Origin of the sequence: Stenotrophomonas lacuserhaii, from assembly GCF_014836545.1 — a bacterium.
Classification (GTDB): Bacteria; Pseudomonadota; Gammaproteobacteria; order Xanthomonadales; family Xanthomonadaceae; genus Stenotrophomonas; species Stenotrophomonas lacuserhaii.
In genome coordinates this window covers 38583-54663 of the sequence record NZ_JACSQS010000022.1, presented here as the reverse complement: position 1 = coordinate 54663, position 16081 = coordinate 38583, and the positions used below count along the sequence as shown (strand labels likewise).

Annotated in this window: 19 protein-coding genes and 6 tRNA genes; 13 read left to right on the top strand and 12 right to left on the bottom strand. The window is 60.7% G+C overall.

The annotated features are described in order from the left end of the window. The 6 genes from H9654_RS16395 to H9654_RS16370 all read left to right on the top strand — a co-directional run bounded on the left by H9654_RS16395 (position 1) and on the right by H9654_RS16370 (position 2137). Positions 1-76, top strand: a tRNA-Gly gene (locus H9654_RS16395). A 109-nt stretch (positions 77-185) separates the two neighbouring features. Further along, positions 186-261 (top strand) — tRNA-Gly (locus H9654_RS16390). 154 nt (positions 262-415) lie between these two features. Then, positions 416-491: transfer RNA gene (locus H9654_RS16385), tRNA-Gly, on the top strand. Positions 492-645: 154 nt separating this feature from the next. Beyond that, a tRNA-Gly gene (locus tag H9654_RS16380) sits at positions 646-721 on the top strand. 64 nt (positions 722-785) lie between these two features. Next, positions 786-859: transfer RNA gene (locus tag H9654_RS16375), tRNA-Cys, on the top strand. 162 nt (positions 860-1021) lie between these two features. Next, complete coding sequence (locus H9654_RS16370; RefSeq protein ID WP_191771803.1) at positions 1022-2137, top strand: site-specific integrase; 1116 nt, start codon at positions 1022-1024, stop codon at positions 2135-2137. Here H9654_RS16370 and H9654_RS16365 read toward each other — a convergent pair whose 3' ends face one another. Further along, positions 2138-2473 (bottom strand): hypothetical protein, encoded by a 336-nt coding sequence (locus H9654_RS16365; protein ID WP_191771802.1) that lies wholly within the window; start codon positions 2471-2473, stop codon positions 2138-2140. Next, entirely contained in the window at positions 2470-3186 is a 717-nt protein-coding gene (locus tag H9654_RS16360; protein WP_225212122.1) for a DNA cytosine methyltransferase, read from the bottom strand. The genes H9654_RS16365 and H9654_RS16360 overlap by 4 nt, the downstream gene beginning before the upstream one ends. Positions 3187-3257: 71 nt before the next feature. Between H9654_RS16360 and H9654_RS16355 the strand changes: the two genes are divergently transcribed. After that, on the top strand, positions 3258-4196 hold the full coding sequence (locus tag H9654_RS16355; protein WP_191771800.1) for a hypothetical protein: 939 nt from the start codon (positions 3258-3260) through the stop codon (positions 4194-4196). A gap of 123 nt (positions 4197-4319) precedes the next feature. Here the strand turns inward: H9654_RS16355 and H9654_RS16350 are convergent, their stop codons facing one another. The 4 genes from H9654_RS16350 to H9654_RS17840 are packed head-to-tail and all read right to left on the bottom strand — an operon-like array spanning position 4320 to position 5768. Next, positions 4320-4565, bottom strand: coding sequence for a hypothetical protein (locus H9654_RS16350; RefSeq protein WP_191771799.1), 246 nt, complete (start codon positions 4563-4565; stop codon positions 4320-4322). Continuing rightward, positions 4562-5044 carry a hypothetical protein gene (locus H9654_RS16345; protein ID WP_191771808.1) on the bottom strand — a complete coding sequence of 161 codons (483 nt, stop codon included), beginning with the start codon at positions 5042-5044 and terminating at the stop codon, positions 4562-4564. Before H9654_RS16345 ends, H9654_RS16350 begins: the two co-directional genes overlap by 4 nt. Then, on the bottom strand, positions 5041-5283 hold the full coding sequence (locus tag H9654_RS16340) for a hypothetical protein (RefSeq protein WP_191771798.1): 243 nt from the start codon (positions 5281-5283) through the stop codon (positions 5041-5043). Before H9654_RS16340 ends, H9654_RS16345 begins: the two co-directional genes overlap by 4 nt. After that, a complete protein-coding gene (locus tag H9654_RS17840) occupies positions 5280-5768 on the bottom strand; it encodes a hypothetical protein (RefSeq protein WP_225212121.1) in 489 nt (162 codons plus the stop codon). The genes H9654_RS16340 and H9654_RS17840 overlap by 4 nt, the downstream gene beginning before the upstream one ends. Positions 5769-6134: 366 nt before the next feature. Here H9654_RS17840 and H9654_RS16330 point away from each other — a divergent pair, with 366 nt between their 5' ends. The 3 genes from H9654_RS16330 (at position 6135) to H9654_RS16320 (ending at position 10668) form a co-directional block, all read left to right on the top strand. Next, positions 6135-7184: an LPO_1073/Vpar_1526 family protein gene (locus H9654_RS16330; RefSeq protein ID WP_225212120.1), complete on the top strand. Its 1050-nt coding sequence runs from the start codon at positions 6135-6137 to the stop codon at positions 7182-7184. 322 nt (positions 7185-7506) lie between these two features. Continuing rightward, on the top strand, positions 7507-9315 hold the full coding sequence (locus H9654_RS16325; protein WP_191771797.1) for an AAA family ATPase: 1809 nt from the start codon (positions 7507-7509) through the stop codon (positions 9313-9315). 1038 nt (positions 9316-10353) lie between these two features. Further along, on the top strand, positions 10354-10668 hold the full coding sequence (locus tag H9654_RS16320; protein ID WP_191771796.1) for a hypothetical protein: 315 nt from the start codon (positions 10354-10356) through the stop codon (positions 10666-10668). Between the two features lie 161 nt (positions 10669-10829). Here H9654_RS16320 and H9654_RS16315 read toward each other — a convergent pair whose 3' ends face one another. The 3 genes from H9654_RS16315 to H9654_RS16305 all read right to left on the bottom strand — a co-directional run bounded on the left by H9654_RS16315 (position 10830) and on the right by H9654_RS16305 (position 12063). Further along, positions 10830-11027 carry a type II toxin-antitoxin system HicB family antitoxin gene (locus H9654_RS16315; protein ID WP_225212119.1) on the bottom strand — a complete coding sequence of 66 codons (198 nt, stop codon included), beginning with the start codon at positions 11025-11027 and terminating at the stop codon, positions 10830-10832. Positions 11028-11071: 44 nt separating this feature from the next. Further along, positions 11072-11707 (bottom strand): glycoside hydrolase family 19 protein, encoded by a 636-nt coding sequence (locus tag H9654_RS16310; RefSeq protein WP_191771794.1) that lies wholly within the window; start codon positions 11705-11707, stop codon positions 11072-11074. Between the two features lie 182 nt (positions 11708-11889). Continuing rightward, the gene (locus H9654_RS16305; RefSeq protein WP_182655478.1) at positions 11890-12063 is read right to left on the bottom strand and encodes a hypothetical protein; all 174 of its coding nucleotides are present in this window, start codon (positions 12061-12063) and stop codon (positions 11890-11892) included. A 242-nt stretch (positions 12064-12305) separates the two neighbouring features. On the opposite strand from H9654_RS16305, the gene H9654_RS16300 reads away from it, so the two are divergent. After that, a complete protein-coding gene (locus H9654_RS16300; protein WP_042613007.1) occupies positions 12306-12542 on the top strand; it encodes a hypothetical protein in 237 nt (78 codons plus the stop codon). 1 nt (position 12543) lies between these two features. On the opposite strand, the gene H9654_RS16295 is transcribed toward H9654_RS16300, so the two are convergent. Next, on the bottom strand, positions 12544-13593 hold the full coding sequence (locus H9654_RS16295) for a 4Fe-4S dicluster domain-containing protein (RefSeq protein ID WP_191771793.1): 1050 nt from the start codon (positions 13591-13593) through the stop codon (positions 12544-12546). Then, entirely contained in the window at positions 13590-13895 is a 306-nt protein-coding gene (locus H9654_RS16290; RefSeq protein ID WP_191771792.1) for a hypothetical protein, read from the bottom strand. Before H9654_RS16290 ends, H9654_RS16295 begins: the two co-directional genes overlap by 4 nt. Before the next feature lie 136 nt (positions 13896-14031). On the opposite strand from H9654_RS16290, the gene H9654_RS16285 reads away from it, so the two are divergent. Both H9654_RS16285 and hemN read left to right on the top strand, forming a co-directional pair. Next, entirely contained in the window at positions 14032-14484 is a 453-nt protein-coding gene (locus H9654_RS16285; RefSeq protein ID WP_406833487.1) for a group III truncated hemoglobin, read from the top strand. Between the two features lie 58 nt (positions 14485-14542). After that, a complete protein-coding gene (gene hemN / locus H9654_RS16280; RefSeq protein WP_191771791.1) occupies positions 14543-15952 on the top strand; it encodes an oxygen-independent coproporphyrinogen III oxidase in 1410 nt (469 codons plus the stop codon). Between the two features lie 26 nt (positions 15953-15978). Here hemN and H9654_RS16275 read toward each other — a convergent pair. Beyond that, a tRNA-Leu gene (locus H9654_RS16275) sits at positions 15979-16065 on the bottom strand. Between the last annotated feature and the right edge of the window lie 16 nt (positions 16066-16081).

Genomic DNA, 16081 nt, shown 5'->3' with positions numbered 1-16081 from the left:
GCGGGAATAGCTCAGTTGGTAGAGCGCAACCTTGCCAAGGTTGAGGTCGCGAGTTCGAGTCTCGTTTCCCGCTCCAGAATCTGAAAAGAGGCCGAAAGGCCTCTTTTTTTGTGCCGGCGGAAACGGCAGGCGTCCCTGCCGTCTCTTGACACCGGCGACAGGCCGTGTAGAATGCCGCCTCCCAAGCGGGAATAGCTCAGTTGGTAGAGCGCAACCTTGCCAAGGTTGAGGTCGCGAGTTCGAGTCTCGTTTCCCGCTCCAGGTTTTGAAGAAGAGGCCCACGCGGTCTCTTTTTTTTGCCTGTATTCGAAGGTGCGCTGCGTGCGTGATTGCTGCGATCGGAGAGCTGAACAGGCTTGACGAGATGAAGGAATTTCGACACAATATCGCTTCTTCGGCGCAGGTCGAAGAGATTGCGGGAATAGCTCAGTTGGTAGAGCGCAACCTTGCCAAGGTTGAGGTCGCGAGTTCGAGTCTCGTTTCCCGCTCCAGTTTTACCGGGCCCCGGAAGGGGCTTTGTTTTTCTCCCGCACCGGCCGTGCGGGGCGATGCTTCCGGAAGGGAGTGGCGCAGCGGAAAAGCAGCGTTTTGAAGCGTGAAAACGCTGGTGTGGTCCCGGGTCTTCCGGTAGCATGTCGGCCTCACGCGGGAATAGCTCAGTTGGTAGAGCGCAACCTTGCCAAGGTTGAGGTCGCGAGTTCGAGTCTCGTTTCCCGCTCCAAATCCCGACAGGCCCCGACAGGGGTTTCGTCTTACCAGGATCGCATTCCTGGTAGCTGTACACCGGCCTGGTGGCAGAGTGGTTATGCAGCGGCCTGCAAAGCCGCGTACGCCGGTTCAATTCCGACCCAGGCCTCCAGACAAAGCCCTGATTTATCAGGGCTTTTTTTATATCTGGCGGTTGGCTGGCAGGTCCGCAATCACCTGATTTGGGGTCGAAATCATCGGGTTGCCACGCGTTTTCGAGTGGCAAACTCGCGTTAGCATGTGCCGAGTGCGTGTACGCGAGTTGAGATGAGAGATGGCAACGAAGAGGCAGCGGGGCAATACGTGGCACTACACGGTGCGCAGGACAAAGCTCCTGCCGCAGCCGATCTACCTCAGCTTCGAATCCGAGGCCGAGGGCGATGAGTACGTGCGTCGCCTGGAGGCGCTGCTCGATCGCGGCATCGTGCCGGAAGAGTTGGCCAACACCAAGGCAGCGGCGAAGGATCTTCGCGCCCAGGTCAGCGAGTACCGCAGCGTCCAACATGTGTCCGTCGACGACAACAAGCTGCTGCCGGTGGTGCTGGCAAGGCTGCCGATCGGCATCACTTTGCCCGAGCTGACATTCACCTGGGCGACGGCATGGGTTTCCTCCATGAAGCGCGACCAGAATCTTGCGCCATCAACCATCCGGCATCACGTCGGCGCGCTCTCGCGTGCGCTGGACTGGCTCGCTGCCCACGGCGCGGTGCCGTTGAATCCGCTGCGGTTACTCCCGCGCGGCTATTCGACCTATACGCCTGACGACGTGATCGCTGTTTCCAAGATCGAGGGCGCGATCAAGGCGGATGTGGCGCGTGATCGGCGACTGGAGCCCGGGGAGGAGGATCGGATCCGCGCCATTCTGGCCGGCGCCAAGCCGGAAGGCCGGCAGCGCCCGCTCGAGCTGCGGCATTCGGAGGCGCTGACCCTGCTCTTCGATATGGCGCTGGAGTCGGCCATGCGCATGCGGGAGATGTACACGCTGGAGCGCAGCCAGATCGATCTGGAGCGGCGAACGATCTTCCTGAGCAAGACCAAGAACGGCAGCAAGCGCCAGGTGCCCATGTCGTCGGTGCTGGTGGCGAAGCTCACCGCCTACGGTGGCGGATCCGAGGTGCGCCTGTTTCCCTGGTGGGATGGCAACCCGGACAAAAAGGCCTTGGCGAAGATCACGTCACAGCTGTCGCGCCAGTTTGACCGCATCTTCCAAGCCGCTGGATGCAACGACCTCAACTTCCACGACATGCGTCACGAAGCCACAAGCCGGTTGTACGAAAGGACGACGCTGAGCGACCTCAAGATTGCCAGCATCACCGGGCATCGGGATCCGAGGCAGCTGAAGCGCTATGCCAACCTGCGCGCATCCACACTGGCTGACCACCTTTGGTGATCAGCCTTTGACCTCGTATGCCGCGAGGTCGGGCGGGGAGATCCGCCGGACCTTCGCCGGCCTAGCCCGCGGGGGCGCAGGCTGCGCGCTGTTGGCGGCCGGCCGCTTCCCGATCGCTGCCTTCCTTTCCGCTGCCTGACGCCGGCCCTCTGCGCGCAGGAACTCGATCAGGTCCTCGCGCAGCATGACCGTGTGCTTCTGGTTGAGGCGAACAGCGGGTACCGTGCCTTCTTCCACAAGAGCCTTCATGGCTTCGAGGCCGAGGCGTAGGACCTTTGCGGCGTCCTCGAGGCCCAGGGTGTCTTCCTGCTCAAACTGCTCCCGACGTGCGCTCATGTCGCCTCCGACATTCGGTGGGCGGCAGCAATCTTCGTGCCTATCCATCTGACGACGGGTACGGCGAAGCTGTTGCCCAGCAGCTTGTAACGTGGGCCGTCTGCCATGGGCTTGCCCTTCGCATTTGGCGTCAGTGTCCAATCGTCGGGAACGCCCTGCAGCCGCTCGCACTCCCGCGGCGTTAGCCGGCGAACTCCGAACCACTGCGCGTCAAGCACGGACCACTCGACGAGACCGTTGTCACCCAGCGCAATGCCTTCGGATCCCCAGCCATTTGAGGGGACAGGCAGGTCGCATCCTGCCATCGCACCAACCACGACAGCAAAGTCTCGGCCCTCGTTGCTGCTGAATGCTCCAGGGACGTTCTCCCAGATGAGCCAGCGGGTGCCGCAAAAATGTCGAGCTGCATTGAAGATCCTCATCTGGTGGTGGAAGAGACTCGACCGCGCTCCAGCGAGGCCTGCGCGGCGGCCAGCGACAGACAGGTCTTGGCACGGGCTACCCCCGATCAAAACATCGAACGGTCCCAGAGCGGCCACCTGTCCGTCGGTGATCTCAGTGACACTTCCTAGGTTGGGAATGTGGGGCAGGTGGTACGCCAGCACCGCGCATGCAACCGGCTCGATTTCAGCCACGCCAACGCAGGTCCACCCTAGTGCTTCCCACGCGAGGTGCGCCGCTTCCATGCCGGAAAATAGAGATACGTAGCGCATCAGGCATAATCCGGCGTAAGGGACCGCCCGCATCGAGCGTGCGATCGATCAGTAAACCCAAGGAGGGCAACATGTTGGACTTTCTTCCGAACAGCCCAGATGCATTGCTGAAACTGCAGACCGTGGCATTCATCATGCAAGCGATTGGTGCGCTCGCAGCTTTGGTGATTGCGCTGATAGTTTCTGGCTGGCAGACAAGGGCCAGCAGAAAGATTGCTGAGAGGCAGGCAAGTGCAGCAACCCTCTTGGCGGAAGGCCAGGAAAGGGCGGCAAACGCCCGAGCGAACGAACAGGGCATAGCGGCAGCCGCTCTCGCGAAAGCTCAGAGGGACGAAGCGGTGCTTCGAGCCACTGAGCAGAATACTTGGGCGAGGGAGCTGGCTGAGCAGCAAGCTGCTAGTGCGAGGGGTCTCGCACTGAGCCAAGCAGAGGCTGCGAGGGTCTTGGCCGGTCAGCAGACGGCCGCTGCTGACGAGCGAGCCGCGCGACAAAACAACGCTGCTATGGCACTCGCAGAGAGTCAGCACAATGCAACTCTCGAGCTCTCGAATGAGCAACACAATCGGACCGTTGAGTTGATGAGGGCCGAGTGGGCGCGAGCCGATGCTATGCGCACGGGAGCGAGAGAGGACGACAGGAGGTGCATCGAGGAACTCTTCTCGGATTTCATCGCTGCCCTGGAAGGACTCTACGGGTCGGCATGCGTCGTGCCGAAGCGAGATCAAAATAATGTTGAGATCGCGACTACCGGTGTTCAGTTCCTTAGCACTGCGTATAACAATCTTAAGAACGAGGCTGGCTCCGCTAAGGACGAACTGGCTACAGTCCGTCCTGCACTTTTGCGGTCGCTTAGGGGAACGCTTGCTTATGCGCGACTCGAGGCCGCGATTGGGAAATGCGTGCGGCTTGACTACATGACGAGCATTCAACTTGCTGAAAATCATGAGTTTGCGAAGAACTGGGCAAGTGAAATAAAGGAAGAATTGAAAAGGGCTATCGACACCCTCTGAAGGCCGCAGTCGCAAGGCGTAATCGGGTTGTCCTACTGGGGTTCGCACGCTGAAGTCCTAGTGATGGTTGCCGGCTCGTGGAACCCGGCCGGCGCGGGACTCGGCATGGCCGAGCGGGCGAATTCAGTGGTGCCGGTAGCGCTTCTGCTGCGCTGCTCGACGGCGCGCGTCGGTGCGCACGCGCATCTCTCCCTTGAACGCTGGCCAGTTCTTGCGGGTTTCCGCATAAGTGCGCCAGGCGAAGAAGATCAGTGCGCCGAGGAACACGGCGACGAACGTGTGCGCACTGGTCCAGATCGCGCGCAGCAGCAGCGCAACCAGGAATGCCGTGGTGCCGGCGCAGTAGAGGGGGACGGTGAGGTGGCTCATCCCTTGGCGCTCTTCGCCATGCGGCTGTCGTTGCCTTGGCGGCGGTTCATTACGGACTTAAAGGGCGTGTTGCCTAGGACCTCTACCTTGCCGCCGGCCCGGCGGAACGCGTCGAGCTGGTCAGCGATCGCGGCACGTGCATCGTCTTTGTGCCGGATCGTCGTGCTGCTTTCGGACGGGCGGGCAGACGCCGCAGGGAGTGCACGCCGCGGACGGTTGAACACCGCCGCCGTAGCAGCCATTCGAGCCATCTCGGCCCGCGTCTTTGGCGTCAGGTGCCAGATGATGCTGTTCGGGCCCATCGCCATGGTCACCTGATCGCTCTTGCGCATGGCAATGAGCGAGGTCCCGATCGCGCTGAGCCTGTCGGACAGGTCGGCCGCAGCCTTGATCTCTACGGTGGTGGCGCCGGTGGGGATCGCGAACAGCACGTCGCGGATCTTGGCTGCGCGGCCGTAGCGCTGGATCTTTGCGGTCATCGCGCGGCCTCACTTCTCAGGGCGCGCATGGCAGCGCCGAAGTGCATCGATTGGTCGGTGCCTTGCACCTGTGCTTCAGGGTTGCTCGTAAGCACCAAGGCGCCTTCGCGCGGGTAGGCGCTTAGGCCGTCCCAGTCGTCGACCGTGGTTTCCAGTTCGAAATGGACGCGGAGCTGTTCCGCGTGCGTTGTCTTGCCGCACGCTCGCGGCCCGTAAATGACGATGGATCGGTTGCTCATACTGCCTCTGCGGGATTGGCTGCCCGGGTGCGGGCGGTGGTGGACACGGCGCGGACCGTCACTCCCTGGCGGTCGAGCCAGCGGTGTGCTGCCTGAAGCGACTTGCCGGTAAGCGGGAACGCGCCTGCACCGACCAACAGCTGGCTCGGAGTGATGCGGACCCTATGGCCGACGGTTGCCGCGACCTGGTACGGAGTGATGCTGTACGGCGTGGCGTAGAGGCCAGCCCACAGCCAGCCGGCACACACCATCAGCACCAACGTGGCGCCTTGCTGGCCGGTGGCGAAGGTGGCCTCGATGCAGCAGAGGGTCGACGGATCGTGGCTAGCGAGACTGAGTCCCGAGGATGGGTTGCATGCGCCGCTGCTGCTCAGGCCGTGCAGTTCGTTCGCTGCCGGCCGGCGGGGATGCGAGATGTGGGCGCTACGCCATGAGCAGGCGCTGCGCCGGAAGGTCGCAAAAAAGCTGCAATGGATCCAGGACAACGTCGTGCTGAGAGGCAGGGGGAAGCAGCTCGATCCCCAAAATGTCCTAACTGCATGCAGAGCTGGCTAACCTCTGACATTATTGCGTTCTGTCGCAGGGTTATGGAGGGGCATCTGTGAGATTGATTAATTGGCTTCGAGCGGTTTCGTGGGTTGGGCTTACGCTTTCCGTCGTATGGCTTGCAATAGACCGTTCGATTGAAGCATTGGTGCCTTTCTGTTTCGCAGTTGTTACTGTCGGGACTCTTTATCTTAAGAAAAGCCCGAAGAGCGCTGTCGGCGCGCAGTCACAGTCTCAGAAAGTGGCTGCAGGTGGTGTGGCCATGCAGGCTGGGCGCGATATCAATGTGCGAAAAGGTGACGCCGGTGAGCCATAAGCAATCGCAGTCGGTCGCCGAAGCAGGCACGGCGTTACAAGCAGGCGGTGACATTACTGTCTACTCAGGGGTGTCTTACGGGGAGGTGAAAGAGATAGCATTGGATGTCTTCAAAGCCAATTTCTATCAGCTGGCCGGCCCCGCAAGGGAGGAGGCTGGGCGTCGTGCGACTGAAATTACTGAGGGGTTTTTAGATAAGCTTCGTGCAGAAAATCCTGCTGGGTTTGGCGGTGCGGATGATCCTGGCTTCCAGTATGCGCTCTATTCTGTCCAAAGAGAGTACGCCAGATCGGGCGACAAGGACCTGGGTGATCTCTTGGTTGATTTGCTCGTTGATCGTTCGAAGCAGGAGCAGCGGGACATACTGCAGTTGGTCTTGGATGAGTCCCTTGTTACCGCTCCTAAGCTTACACGCGGGCAGTTTGATGTGCTTGCTCTTATTTTTGTTTTTAAGAACACCAGGAATGCCGGGGTTTTATCTTTAGATACGTTAGATACGTATCTAGACAAGTATATCCAGTCATTCATCAGTGAAAAGCCCGCGACCGATGCCTCGATGCAGCATCTCCAGTTCACTGGCTGCGGTGCTTCTAGCTTGTCGGTGTACTCACTTGAGCATTGTCTTATGAGGAGTTACAAAGGGCTGTTCATGAAGGGGTTCACAGCTCAGGATCTGGTTAATCGTGGGATTGAGCTGCCGGTGACTCACCCGATTTTCGTGAAATGTTTTAATGATTCTTCGCTGGGCCAGATCAATGCGATAGATGATGACCACTTGGCTCGTACTCTTGGCGAGCTATCCGTTTCGAATGATCAGGGTGAGTTGATTAAGAAGCTTTACGGTGAAAATGTTATGGATGAGGCGGGCATCAGGAGCATGGTTGTTGGGAGGAGGAGTTATATGGATGATTTGTTTACGCATTGGTCCTCTTCAGGTATGAGTCGATTTACGCTAACTAGCGTGGGTATGGCAATAGGGCATGCCAACATGAAAAGGCTGATCGGCGATTTTTCTGACTTGTCCATATGGATAAATTGACTGCGCGTGTGCCTGATGAGCCCTCTTGTCGCCGCAGGCTGGCGTGGATGAGTCAGTGGGCGCCGGGAGATAGTGCGGATGCCTCCGTAAAACCCGATGGAACGCGCCCAAGGAGCGGGGGTTTGCGTTGCAGGAATCCGTAACTATTATCGCTTTAAGTCTTTGATTCCTAAGGTCAGCGGTGAAGACTTTTAATCTTCTGCCTAATTGAGGCAGGGAGCTGCCCTTGTCCCAAGTTCACTAAGAGTTTGCTCGCGGGGCTTGCAGGGCAGGACGGAGTGTCGTAAAAGCTGTGCGCTGAACAACTAGTGAAGGAGCACCTATGTTGGAGCATGTACAAATTTCAGGGCCCTTGGCTCGCAATTCAGGACTTCCAGAGCACGCGATTAGTGGACTGGAGCGCTATGTAGTACTGGCGGGTAAAAATGGCAGCGGGAAGTCAAGAATTCTTAATTTTGTTAGTGAGTCATTAAGAATATCGGACGGCCATTCAGGACTGGACGAGCAACAGTTAGATGCGCACATAAATCATTATCAGACGGCTGTTGATAAGGGGCAGGTCGGACTCAAAACTATGCTTGACGAGCATTTGAGTACGAGGCATGTTCGCCAAAACTTTCGCTTTGATGCAATCCCCGGCTCAGCGCTTAAGTTTACGCCTTCTGCAGGCGATCTGGTTGATCCGGCTAAGCTTACCGAAGAGGCTATATGGGCGAGTGCTGAGCGTTTGTCCACCTCGCACGCTTCCGACTGGAAGAAGGAAGCTGTGCCGTATATCAAAGAGATATTTGACCGGCACTTCAATACTTCGCACGGTACGATTCAAGCGGAGGGTGTCAGAGCTGAGGATGCAGCGAAGTCATTTTCGTCTCTAGACGATGCTATCTTCAGCTTCTTGGGCCAGCGCCTCATGCGGGATGGGCGCGGCCGCCCCACGTTGTTTGGTCGGCCTATCGCTAACGCAGGGCTGTCTTCCGGCCAGATGGTTATGCTCCAGCTGGTTACAGCCTTGCATGCGAAAGCTCAAGGAATAGGGGAGGCAATCTTGTTCATGGATGAGCCGGAAACTCATCTGCATCCGTCAGTACTGGTGGATTTGCTGCAGCATATCGAGCAGAACGCGCCGCTTGTCCAGGTTTGGATCGCAACACACTCAATTCCTCTGCTATCTTTCATAAATTCTAGAAACTCGAGGAGTATCTGGTCAGTCGTCGAAGGCAAGGCTACTCGTGCGGGCCGCAATCCAATGAAGGTGATTTCTGGGCTTCTAGGTGATGAGCAACAAGTCGCAATGCTTGCGTCTTTCCTTTCTCTGCCTGCTCAGATCGCGGTCAACAATTTCTCCTACCAATGCCTAATGCCACCTGCTGTTGTGATGACAGAAGCAGATGATCCGCAGCTCACGCAGATAAGGGAGACGCTTGCTAAAATAAGCAGTGATGCTGAGTTGAAAATTGTGGATTACGGAGCGGGAAAGGGTCGGCTAGTTGACGCGCTGAAGGAGGGTGGAAGATCCATCTCTTACCATGCGTTTGATGCCTATACCTCTGATAGTGAGGAGTGCAAGGCTGCAATCGAGCTTTATCACGGGAGTCATTCTGGGCGATATTTCAATGACGTCCATTTAATGCTTGGAGAGCTGGGGCTCGGAAGTATTGACTGCATAGTTATGACAAATGTGCTTCATGAGATCGAGCCTGACCAATGGCCTGGGTTGCTCGGTAAAGGTTCTCCGCTATTTAGGTTGCTCAAGGACGATGGCTACCTTCTCATCGTTGAGGATCAGCGTCTGCCTACTGGCGAGCGCGCATACAGCGATGGTTTTCTGATTCTCGACACGGCCGATCTTCGCGAACTATTCTGCATACCCAGCGTCGGTGCATCCGAAGACTCGTTTTACGCTGCCCGGGCCCGCGAGGGTAGGCTAACGGCACATCTCGTCTCAAAGAACCATATGGCTTGCGTGACCGCCGCTTCACGCAATGAGGCTGTGAGGAGCGTTACTAACCATGCGCGTACTAAAATTCGAAGTCTGCGAAACTCTCAGCATGAGTTCACAAGTGGTCTGGAGCTGGCACTATGGGCCCATCAGTTCGCCAACGGTATGCTAATGCTTGAGCAGTGGGATTAGGCGGTCGTGCTGCGAGCTAATCTTCATGGCAGCGCTAACAACGCCCGAGAACGTGGCAGGTGGAGTGGCAAGCATCTATAAGCATATGACACAGCGGAAGTTGGCGAGGCCTGCAAAGCCGCGTACGCCGGTTCAATTCCGACCCAGGCCTCCAGACAAAGCCCTGATTTATCAGGGCTTTTTTTATGTCTGGCGTTTGGCAGGCAGGTCTGCAGTCCCCTGATTTGGGGGTGAATCGACGCGCCGCCACGCAGTACGTGTTCGCGCGCGCTATCCCGCGGCCCCTGGCACTGGAAGGAGGTCGCCCCGGACCACGTGGTGCAGGAGGACTATCTGGATCGCCACCGTCACCGCGCGTAACGGCGACGGTGCCAGCAGCTTGACGACAGACGACGGGTGAAAATGCGTGCTGTCGAACAGCTGGTCTTGCCGATTCCTTACAAGGATGTGCGGGTGCGAAGCGGGCGTGTCCTTGAGGCTGCGCAAACCTGAGGTGGTCCGTGAAAGGCCGGGCGAGCCTGCTCCGCGCTTCTATCCGATGGCTCGCCACGTTTTCGCTCTAGATGAAGAGAATACGAGCCCGTCCAGCGAAGAGGGGCGCGCCGCTGAAGTAGCTCTCGTGAAGTCAAGCAAAAGTTGGCCGGCAGCATGCAGCAGCCATACAACCACGGATTTGTGGCGCTCCTTTCAGCATTTGGTTTTTCCCTCGAGTGCACTTGACCTCGACAGGTTGCCGATTGTTCCTGGCTTCTTGAAGCGCGATCATTTCGTCTCGATGTGAGGTATTACAGGCTCAATCAAGTCAGACATGCTTGCTCGACATGGCGAGTTTGGTGCAGAGTCCTTCATGAGTCTTTCTATCTCAGTGGACTGCTCTCACCAGCTGGTGCTGTAAGTGTCAAGAGATCGATGGGTCAACAACCCTGCATCTGCCGACGCTGCCGCGTGGCCGCACGAAAATTTTGATCGCCACTTCAATTGAACTGCACAAAGCCCTCGTCGTTGACGTCGCGAAACTACAAATTGGAGCGAACTAAGATGGCGGCACTGCTTGCGATCATTCAACTATTTCTTGTGCCTGTACTCCTCATTCCCGCACTGGCTGTTCGCTATGCAGGAAAATCTCGGCCGCTAAATGTCGTCAACTACGCGCGAGTAAACGACCCTTCCGCCCTTCACCGCTGGGCTGGGAATCGACTTGCTGTTCTTCCTCTGCTCTTCCTGATATCTGGACTGGTTTCGCTGCATAAACCAAGTCTATCAGCGGCGCTTCTAACGCTGATGATAATTACAATGCTGGTTGTTGCCGTATCAATTGCCGTAGGCTCTGAGAAGTTTCAAAGCGCGCCCTGACGTGAAGGCAGGTGCACCGCCGGCCGTTCTCTACTTCGGAACGACACCACCGGTGGCTGCGCCACGCTATGGCCCTTAGGAAAGAGCCATAACGTCTGGCTAAGGCCCCAAGTAAGAAACGGTGCACCCGGCCTGCAGTAGTTGCGTGTAGCACAACTGGGCTACTGAGGTGCGCTAGCCAATTTCTCAAGGAGCGCATCGTGCATCGCTCCCGTGCTGAGCTTGGACAGATCGACATCAACCAGCATCCAAAAGCCGCCGGTGTGCTCGCCGCTCTGGCTGTAGCGATCCAACCGCGATTTGGGCTTGGGACCGTTCGATTCGCCCTCGTACACCGCCTCTACCTCCTCCTGCCCCATGCGCGATATATCCGCTGCCTCGTTGGCTGCAGAGAAGACGCCAGTCACCCCACGCCCATCGCCAGCAGCGCCCGGCTGGTCCGCATCGTGCGGTCGGCCATGCCCTCCGGCGTGGCCTTGCTGGTGCTCGATCCCAGGTTGATCCGTCGGCTTACACCCAGCAGGTCATCGCGGTCGGCCAGTGCATTGAGGCCGGCATCCTGCCACCACGCTGCAGCAGCCAACGCACCCACTTCCGGTGATTCCAGCAGCTCGGGCTGTTCCTCCAGCGGCAGGCCGAGCAGCTCGCCGATGCGGCGATAGTTGTCGCGGCCGGTCAAGGCGATCGGTCCGCGGCCGCGGTAGCGATACCCATCCCCACTGGCCTCGTCGCGGTTGCCATTGCGGTTGGCGTACACGCGGTTGGCCAGCCGCTCCGGCTTGCGCACATACTGCGGCTGCTCGGCCTCGGACAGGCGCCGGCCGAATACCTCACCGATGCGTTTGCGGCTGTATGAAAGGTTTTCCTGCAGGTGCTGCAGGCTCAGACTTTCATGGCCGATCTGTGCCAGGAAATGCGCGATCCGCCGCGGGATGGTGATGTCGAAACGTTGCATCGCCTCGTTCAGCGGCGCGGTCCAGCGCTGGGCCAGCGCCAGGGGGCACATCAGGATCTGCGAGAGCAGGGCGGCGTTGATCATCAGTCACTCCACGGGCTGGCGTTGGAAGGTGTGCACCAGATGAACGCACCATCGCCCTGCAGTGGCCTGCAATCCAGTAGGGGCCGGCCGCGCGCTGCGCCACAGGGGGCAACTGATGCGCGGTCCGCAAACGGCCACGCGCATTACGGCATCCCGCGCAGCCCCTTATGCGGCTGCTGTCGTCACAACTGCGATGAATCCACATAGTGGCGGCCTTGCTGGGTCAGGTCGATGTCGCCGTCTTCGCCCTGTGCGGCAAGTCCCGCTTCAACCGCCCAGTTCGCGTCTTCCTGCGCAACCGGGCGGGTGGCCTGTATGTCTTCCAGAATGCGTTGTTGCTGCGCGGTCAACTGCATGCGCGTTTTCTCCGTCTGGCGATTGAAGGTTTCAGCCTACGCAAGCGCGGTGAGGAGCGCGTCGGGACACGTCGCAGCACGCCACACGCGGCGGGCGATTGAGGTGAATCATTCAGTGAGGTTCGCGGAATGTGTCTGCTGTGTCATTGACGCGTAGACAAAAGCATGTCTAATTCATAGGCATCGTGTTGCCTCGACGGATGCCCCCGCATCCGCTGCCACCGATTTCGTGGAGGTCGTACATGGATTACGGCAGACAGGACCTGGCCGACCAGGTTCGCGACGAGCTGCAGGACAGCTACCAGCGGCATGGATGCGGCCCGGAGTTCTGGAATACCTACCAGCAGGTGCTGGCGCGGCTGGTACCGGAGGGGCGTGAGCGCACCCAGGTGACCAACGATATGGCGTTGCTGATCGAACAGCTTGGCATCGTCCGGCGCGCCCAGCTGGTGCCGCCGGCGGACCCGCCATCGCGTTGATTCACCCTGCCAGCGCGGCACCCAGCACGATCAGTCCCAGCAGCAGGCTCAGCAGTCCCAGCAGCGCAAGCGTCCGCGGTCGTATCCACTGCAGCCGATGTCCGGCCAGTCGCTGCGGGCTGATGTGCTGGATGAGCCCGGGGCCCAGCCCTGCCGCCCGTTGCGATTGCTCACAGGCCACCGCGCAGGCACCGCAGTCCAGGCAATCGGCCTGCGGGCCATCGCGCACGTCCAGCGCCATCGGGCAGGCCTGCACGCAGCGTCGGCAGTCGGTGCAGTCGCCCAGCCGATCATCGGCGAAACGGGGCATCGGTCCGGCCAGCTGCGGATGGGCCCAGCGGAATACGTAATCCTGTGCGGTGCCGGCATCGAGCAGGCCGCGTCCGCGCTGGGCAATGCTGCCACCTCCCGGCCGCCTTGGCCCGCGCGGCTCGCCACGAGGCGCCAGGTACAGCATGCGCGGGGTATGTCCATCGCGCAGCAGCGGCTGCAGACGCGCGAAGGGACACAGCAGGCGGCAGACATGCCAGCGCAGGAAACTGGCGTTTCCCCATGTGGCCACGGTGTAGAAGACGATCCAGAACGATTCGAAGCCGTCCAGCCGCAGGGTGACGGCGCGGGCCAGCAGCGACTGGATGGGAGTGAACAGGCCGACGAAGCTCAACGCAGTCCACAGCGCGATTACGATCCAAAGCGCATGGCGCGCGAGCGGCTCTACGCGGGACTTTCCAAGCAGGCGCCGTGTGCCGTGCTCCACCCAGGCGAACAGCGTGCTCCACACGGTCTGCGGACAGGCATGCCCACACCACAGGCGGCCGGCCAGGTGCGTGCACAAGGCCAGCGTCACCGCCAGCACCGCAAGCGCCCCCAGCAACAGGCCGGCCTGGCTGGGCCACAGCGTGAGGCAGAACACATCGAAGCGGCGCTCCACCACGTCCAGCAGCACCGCCTGGCGGCCGTCCCAACGAAGCCACGGAAGGGCGTGGAAGCCGATCAGCAGCACGACCGGCAGGGCCGTTCGGGTCCATGACGGCAGCGTGGGCGGATTCATCCCAGCGGCACCTCGTCGTCGTCTCCACCGTGCGCCGATGCCGGCCGCAGCAGGTAGCAGGTGGTGGCGCTGGACAGGCTGGTGATCCCCCAGAACATGAAGAACCCAAGCGTGTAGCCCAGCCCGCGGCTGATGCCGTGGCCGGGGAAGCTGATATCGCGCAGGCGCAGCGGATCGACGAAGGCGAAGAACACCACGCACGCCAACGCCGCGGTGATGAAGCCTGGCCAGAGGATCGCGCCCAGCGCGGGCAAGCGTCGCCCTGGGGGCCAACGGGCGTGGGTGAGGCACTGTCGGGGCATGGGTCACATTCCGGCAGGAGGGCGGTGGGGACCGACGGGAGCAGGGAGCGTCCCACCGGCAGCGGCCACTGTAGAAACCGCCCAGGCCGGCGTCCTTGATCCTGATCAAGCGGGAGTTGTGGAGCCCGGTGCGATCATGGGCCATCAGATCCGCGCCGATTCCATGGACACCCTGCCACTGCCGCTCCCCGTAGCCTCCCCCGACCTGTGCACCGAAGCGGAAGTGACCCGTCTGGTCCACGACTTCTATGCGCGCGTACGTGACGAACCCCGGCTGGGTCCGGTGTTCACTGCGCACGTGCAGGACTGGCCGACCCACCTGGCGCAGCTGGTCGATTTCTGGTCGGCCCTGCTGCGCGGCACCCGGCGCTTCCAGGGCTCGCCGATGTCCAAGCACATGGCCATCGATGACATGGACCGCGATCTGTTCGACCGCTGGCTGGTGTTGTTCCGGATGACCTCGGCGGAAAGTGGCAACCCGCAGATGCAGCGGCTGGCCGATGACATCGCCGCGCGCATCGCCGATACGTTCTGGAAGCGCTACCGGATGCTGCGCCTGCCATCTATCGGCCTGCCGATCGTCGGCTGATCGGCCTGGATTGATCTGGGTCAAGGCGTCTGCGCGCGGGCGCAGGCACGCTGCAGGCATGGACACGTACTCACCTGTTGAAGGCGGCCTGGCCTGGTGTTTCGACGCAGCGACCCTGCGCCGGCACGACAAACCGGGTCCGCGCTACACCTCCTACCCGACCGCGCCGCATTTCCATGAGGCATTCGGCGAGAGCGAATTCACCGCTGCCTTGGCACGTAGCAACGGGCAGGCACGCGCGTTGTCGTTGTACGTGCATGTCCCGTTCTGCAGCAGCCCGTGCTTCTATTGTGGCTGCAACCGGATCATCAGCCGCGACCGCAGCCGTGGCCACGCGTACGTAGCGCGGGTGCTGGCCGAGGCGGACCTGATCGCTTCGCACATCGACCCGTCCCGCGAGGTGATCCAGCTGCACCTGGGCGGCGGAACGCCCAATTTCCTCACCCGTGAGGCGATGACCGAACTGCTGCAAAGCCTGCGCAGGCGCTTCCGATTCAGTACTTCCGCGGCGCGCGATTTCTCCATCGAACTCGATCCGCGCTTCATCGACCGCGACGACGTGGCCCTGCTGGCCGAACTGGGATTCAACCGGGCCAGCCTGGGAGTACAGGATTTCGATCCGGCGGTACAGGCATCGATCAACCGCCTGCAGGGCGTGGAGCAGACGCTGGATATCCTGCAGGCCTGCCGCGATCACGGGATGCGCTCGGTCAACGTGGACCTGATCTACGGCCTGCCAGGACAGAACGAACAGGGCTTCGGGCGCACGCTGGAGCAGGTGTTGGCACTGCGCCCGGATCGGCTGGCGGTATACGGCTATGCGCACCTGCCACAGCTGTTCCGCGCGCAGCGGCAGATCGACGAATCCCGGCTGCCGGCGCCGGAGCAGAAGCTGGCGCTGCTCGGGCTGGCAGTGGAGCGGCTGCTGCAGGCCGGCTACCAGTACATCGGCATGGACCATTTCGCGCTGCCGGAAGAAGACCTGTCGCGTGCCCAGCGCGCCGGCCAGCTGCACCGCAACTTCATGGGGTACACCACCCATGCCGATACCGATCTGCTGGGCCTGGGGGTGAGCGCCATCAGCACGGTGGCCAGCACCTACAGCCAGAACCCGCGAGACCTGCCGGCGTGGGAGGCGGCGGTCGATGCCGGGCATCTGCCGGTGTGGCGCGGCGTACAGCTCGACCAGGACGACCTGCTGCGCGCGGAGATCATCCAGCGGCTGATGTGCCACGGCCACGTCGATGCGGCGGCCCTGTGTGCCGCGCGCGGTATCCTCTTCGAAGCGTACTTCGCCGATGCGCTGGTGCAGCTGCACGCGCTGCAGGCCGACGGGCTGGCCGAGCTGGACGAGGGAGGGGTGCGTGCCACTGAAGCGGGGCGCCCGCTGCTTCGCCTGCTGGCGATGTGCTTTGACCGCTACCTGTCGCGGCCGGGACAGCCGGCGCGTTACTCGCGTGCCCTGTGAGGCATCGGGGTGCTGGCAAGCGGATCTGGTGCCCGGAGCCGGGATCGAACCGGCAAGACCTTGCGGTCGGCGGATTTTAAGTCCGCTGCGTCTACCAGTTTCGCCATCCGGGCCGCGCGGCATAGGGTG

What these genes read in the sequence shown, in the direction of transcription:
- H9654_RS16370 (WP_191771803.1), top strand. Translation starts at nt 1,022, where the DNA reads ATGGCAACGAAGAGGCAGCGGGGCAATACGTGGCACTACACGGTGCGC.
- H9654_RS16365 (WP_191771802.1), bottom strand. Translation starts at nt 2,473, where the DNA reads ATGAGCGCACGTCGGGAGCAGTTTGAGCAGGAAGACACCCTGGGCCTC.
- H9654_RS16360 (WP_225212122.1), bottom strand. Translation starts at nt 3,186, where the DNA reads ATGCGCTACGTATCTCTATTTTCCGGCATGGAAGCGGCGCACCTCGCG.
- H9654_RS16355 (WP_191771800.1), top strand. Translation starts at nt 3,258, where the DNA reads ATGTTGGACTTTCTTCCGAACAGCCCAGATGCATTGCTGAAACTGCAG.
- H9654_RS16350 (WP_191771799.1), bottom strand. Translation starts at nt 4,565, where the DNA reads ATGAGCCACCTCACCGTCCCCCTCTACTGCGCCGGCACCACGGCATTC.
- H9654_RS16345 (WP_191771808.1), bottom strand. Translation starts at nt 5,044, where the DNA reads ATGACCGCAAAGATCCAGCGCTACGGCCGCGCAGCCAAGATCCGCGAC.
- H9654_RS16340 (WP_191771798.1), bottom strand. Translation starts at nt 5,283, where the DNA reads ATGAGCAACCGATCCATCGTCATTTACGGGCCGCGAGCGTGCGGCAAG.
- H9654_RS16325 (WP_191771797.1), top strand. Translation starts at nt 7,507, where the DNA reads ATGTTGGAGCATGTACAAATTTCAGGGCCCTTGGCTCGCAATTCAGGA.
- H9654_RS16320 (WP_191771796.1), top strand. Translation starts at nt 10,354, where the DNA reads ATGGCGGCACTGCTTGCGATCATTCAACTATTTCTTGTGCCTGTACTC.
- H9654_RS16315 (WP_225212119.1), bottom strand. Translation starts at nt 11,027, where the DNA reads ATGGGGCAGGAGGAGGTAGAGGCGGTGTACGAGGGCGAATCGAACGGT.
- H9654_RS16310 (WP_191771794.1), bottom strand. Translation starts at nt 11,707, where the DNA reads ATGATCAACGCCGCCCTGCTCTCGCAGATCCTGATGTGCCCCCTGGCG.
- H9654_RS16305 (WP_182655478.1), bottom strand. Translation starts at nt 12,063, where the DNA reads ATGCAGTTGACCGCGCAGCAACAACGCATTCTGGAAGACATACAGGCC.
- H9654_RS16300 (WP_042613007.1), top strand. Translation starts at nt 12,306, where the DNA reads ATGGATTACGGCAGACAGGACCTGGCCGACCAGGTTCGCGACGAGCTG.
- H9654_RS16295 (WP_191771793.1), bottom strand. Translation starts at nt 13,593, where the DNA reads ATGAATCCGCCCACGCTGCCGTCATGGACCCGAACGGCCCTGCCGGTC.
- H9654_RS16290 (WP_191771792.1), bottom strand. Translation starts at nt 13,895, where the DNA reads ATGCCCCGACAGTGCCTCACCCACGCCCGTTGGCCCCCAGGGCGACGC.
- H9654_RS16285 (WP_406833487.1), top strand. Translation starts at nt 14,032, where the DNA reads ATGGGCCATCAGATCCGCGCCGATTCCATGGACACCCTGCCACTGCCG.
- hemN (WP_191771791.1), top strand. Translation starts at nt 14,543, where the DNA reads ATGGACACGTACTCACCTGTTGAAGGCGGCCTGGCCTGGTGTTTCGAC.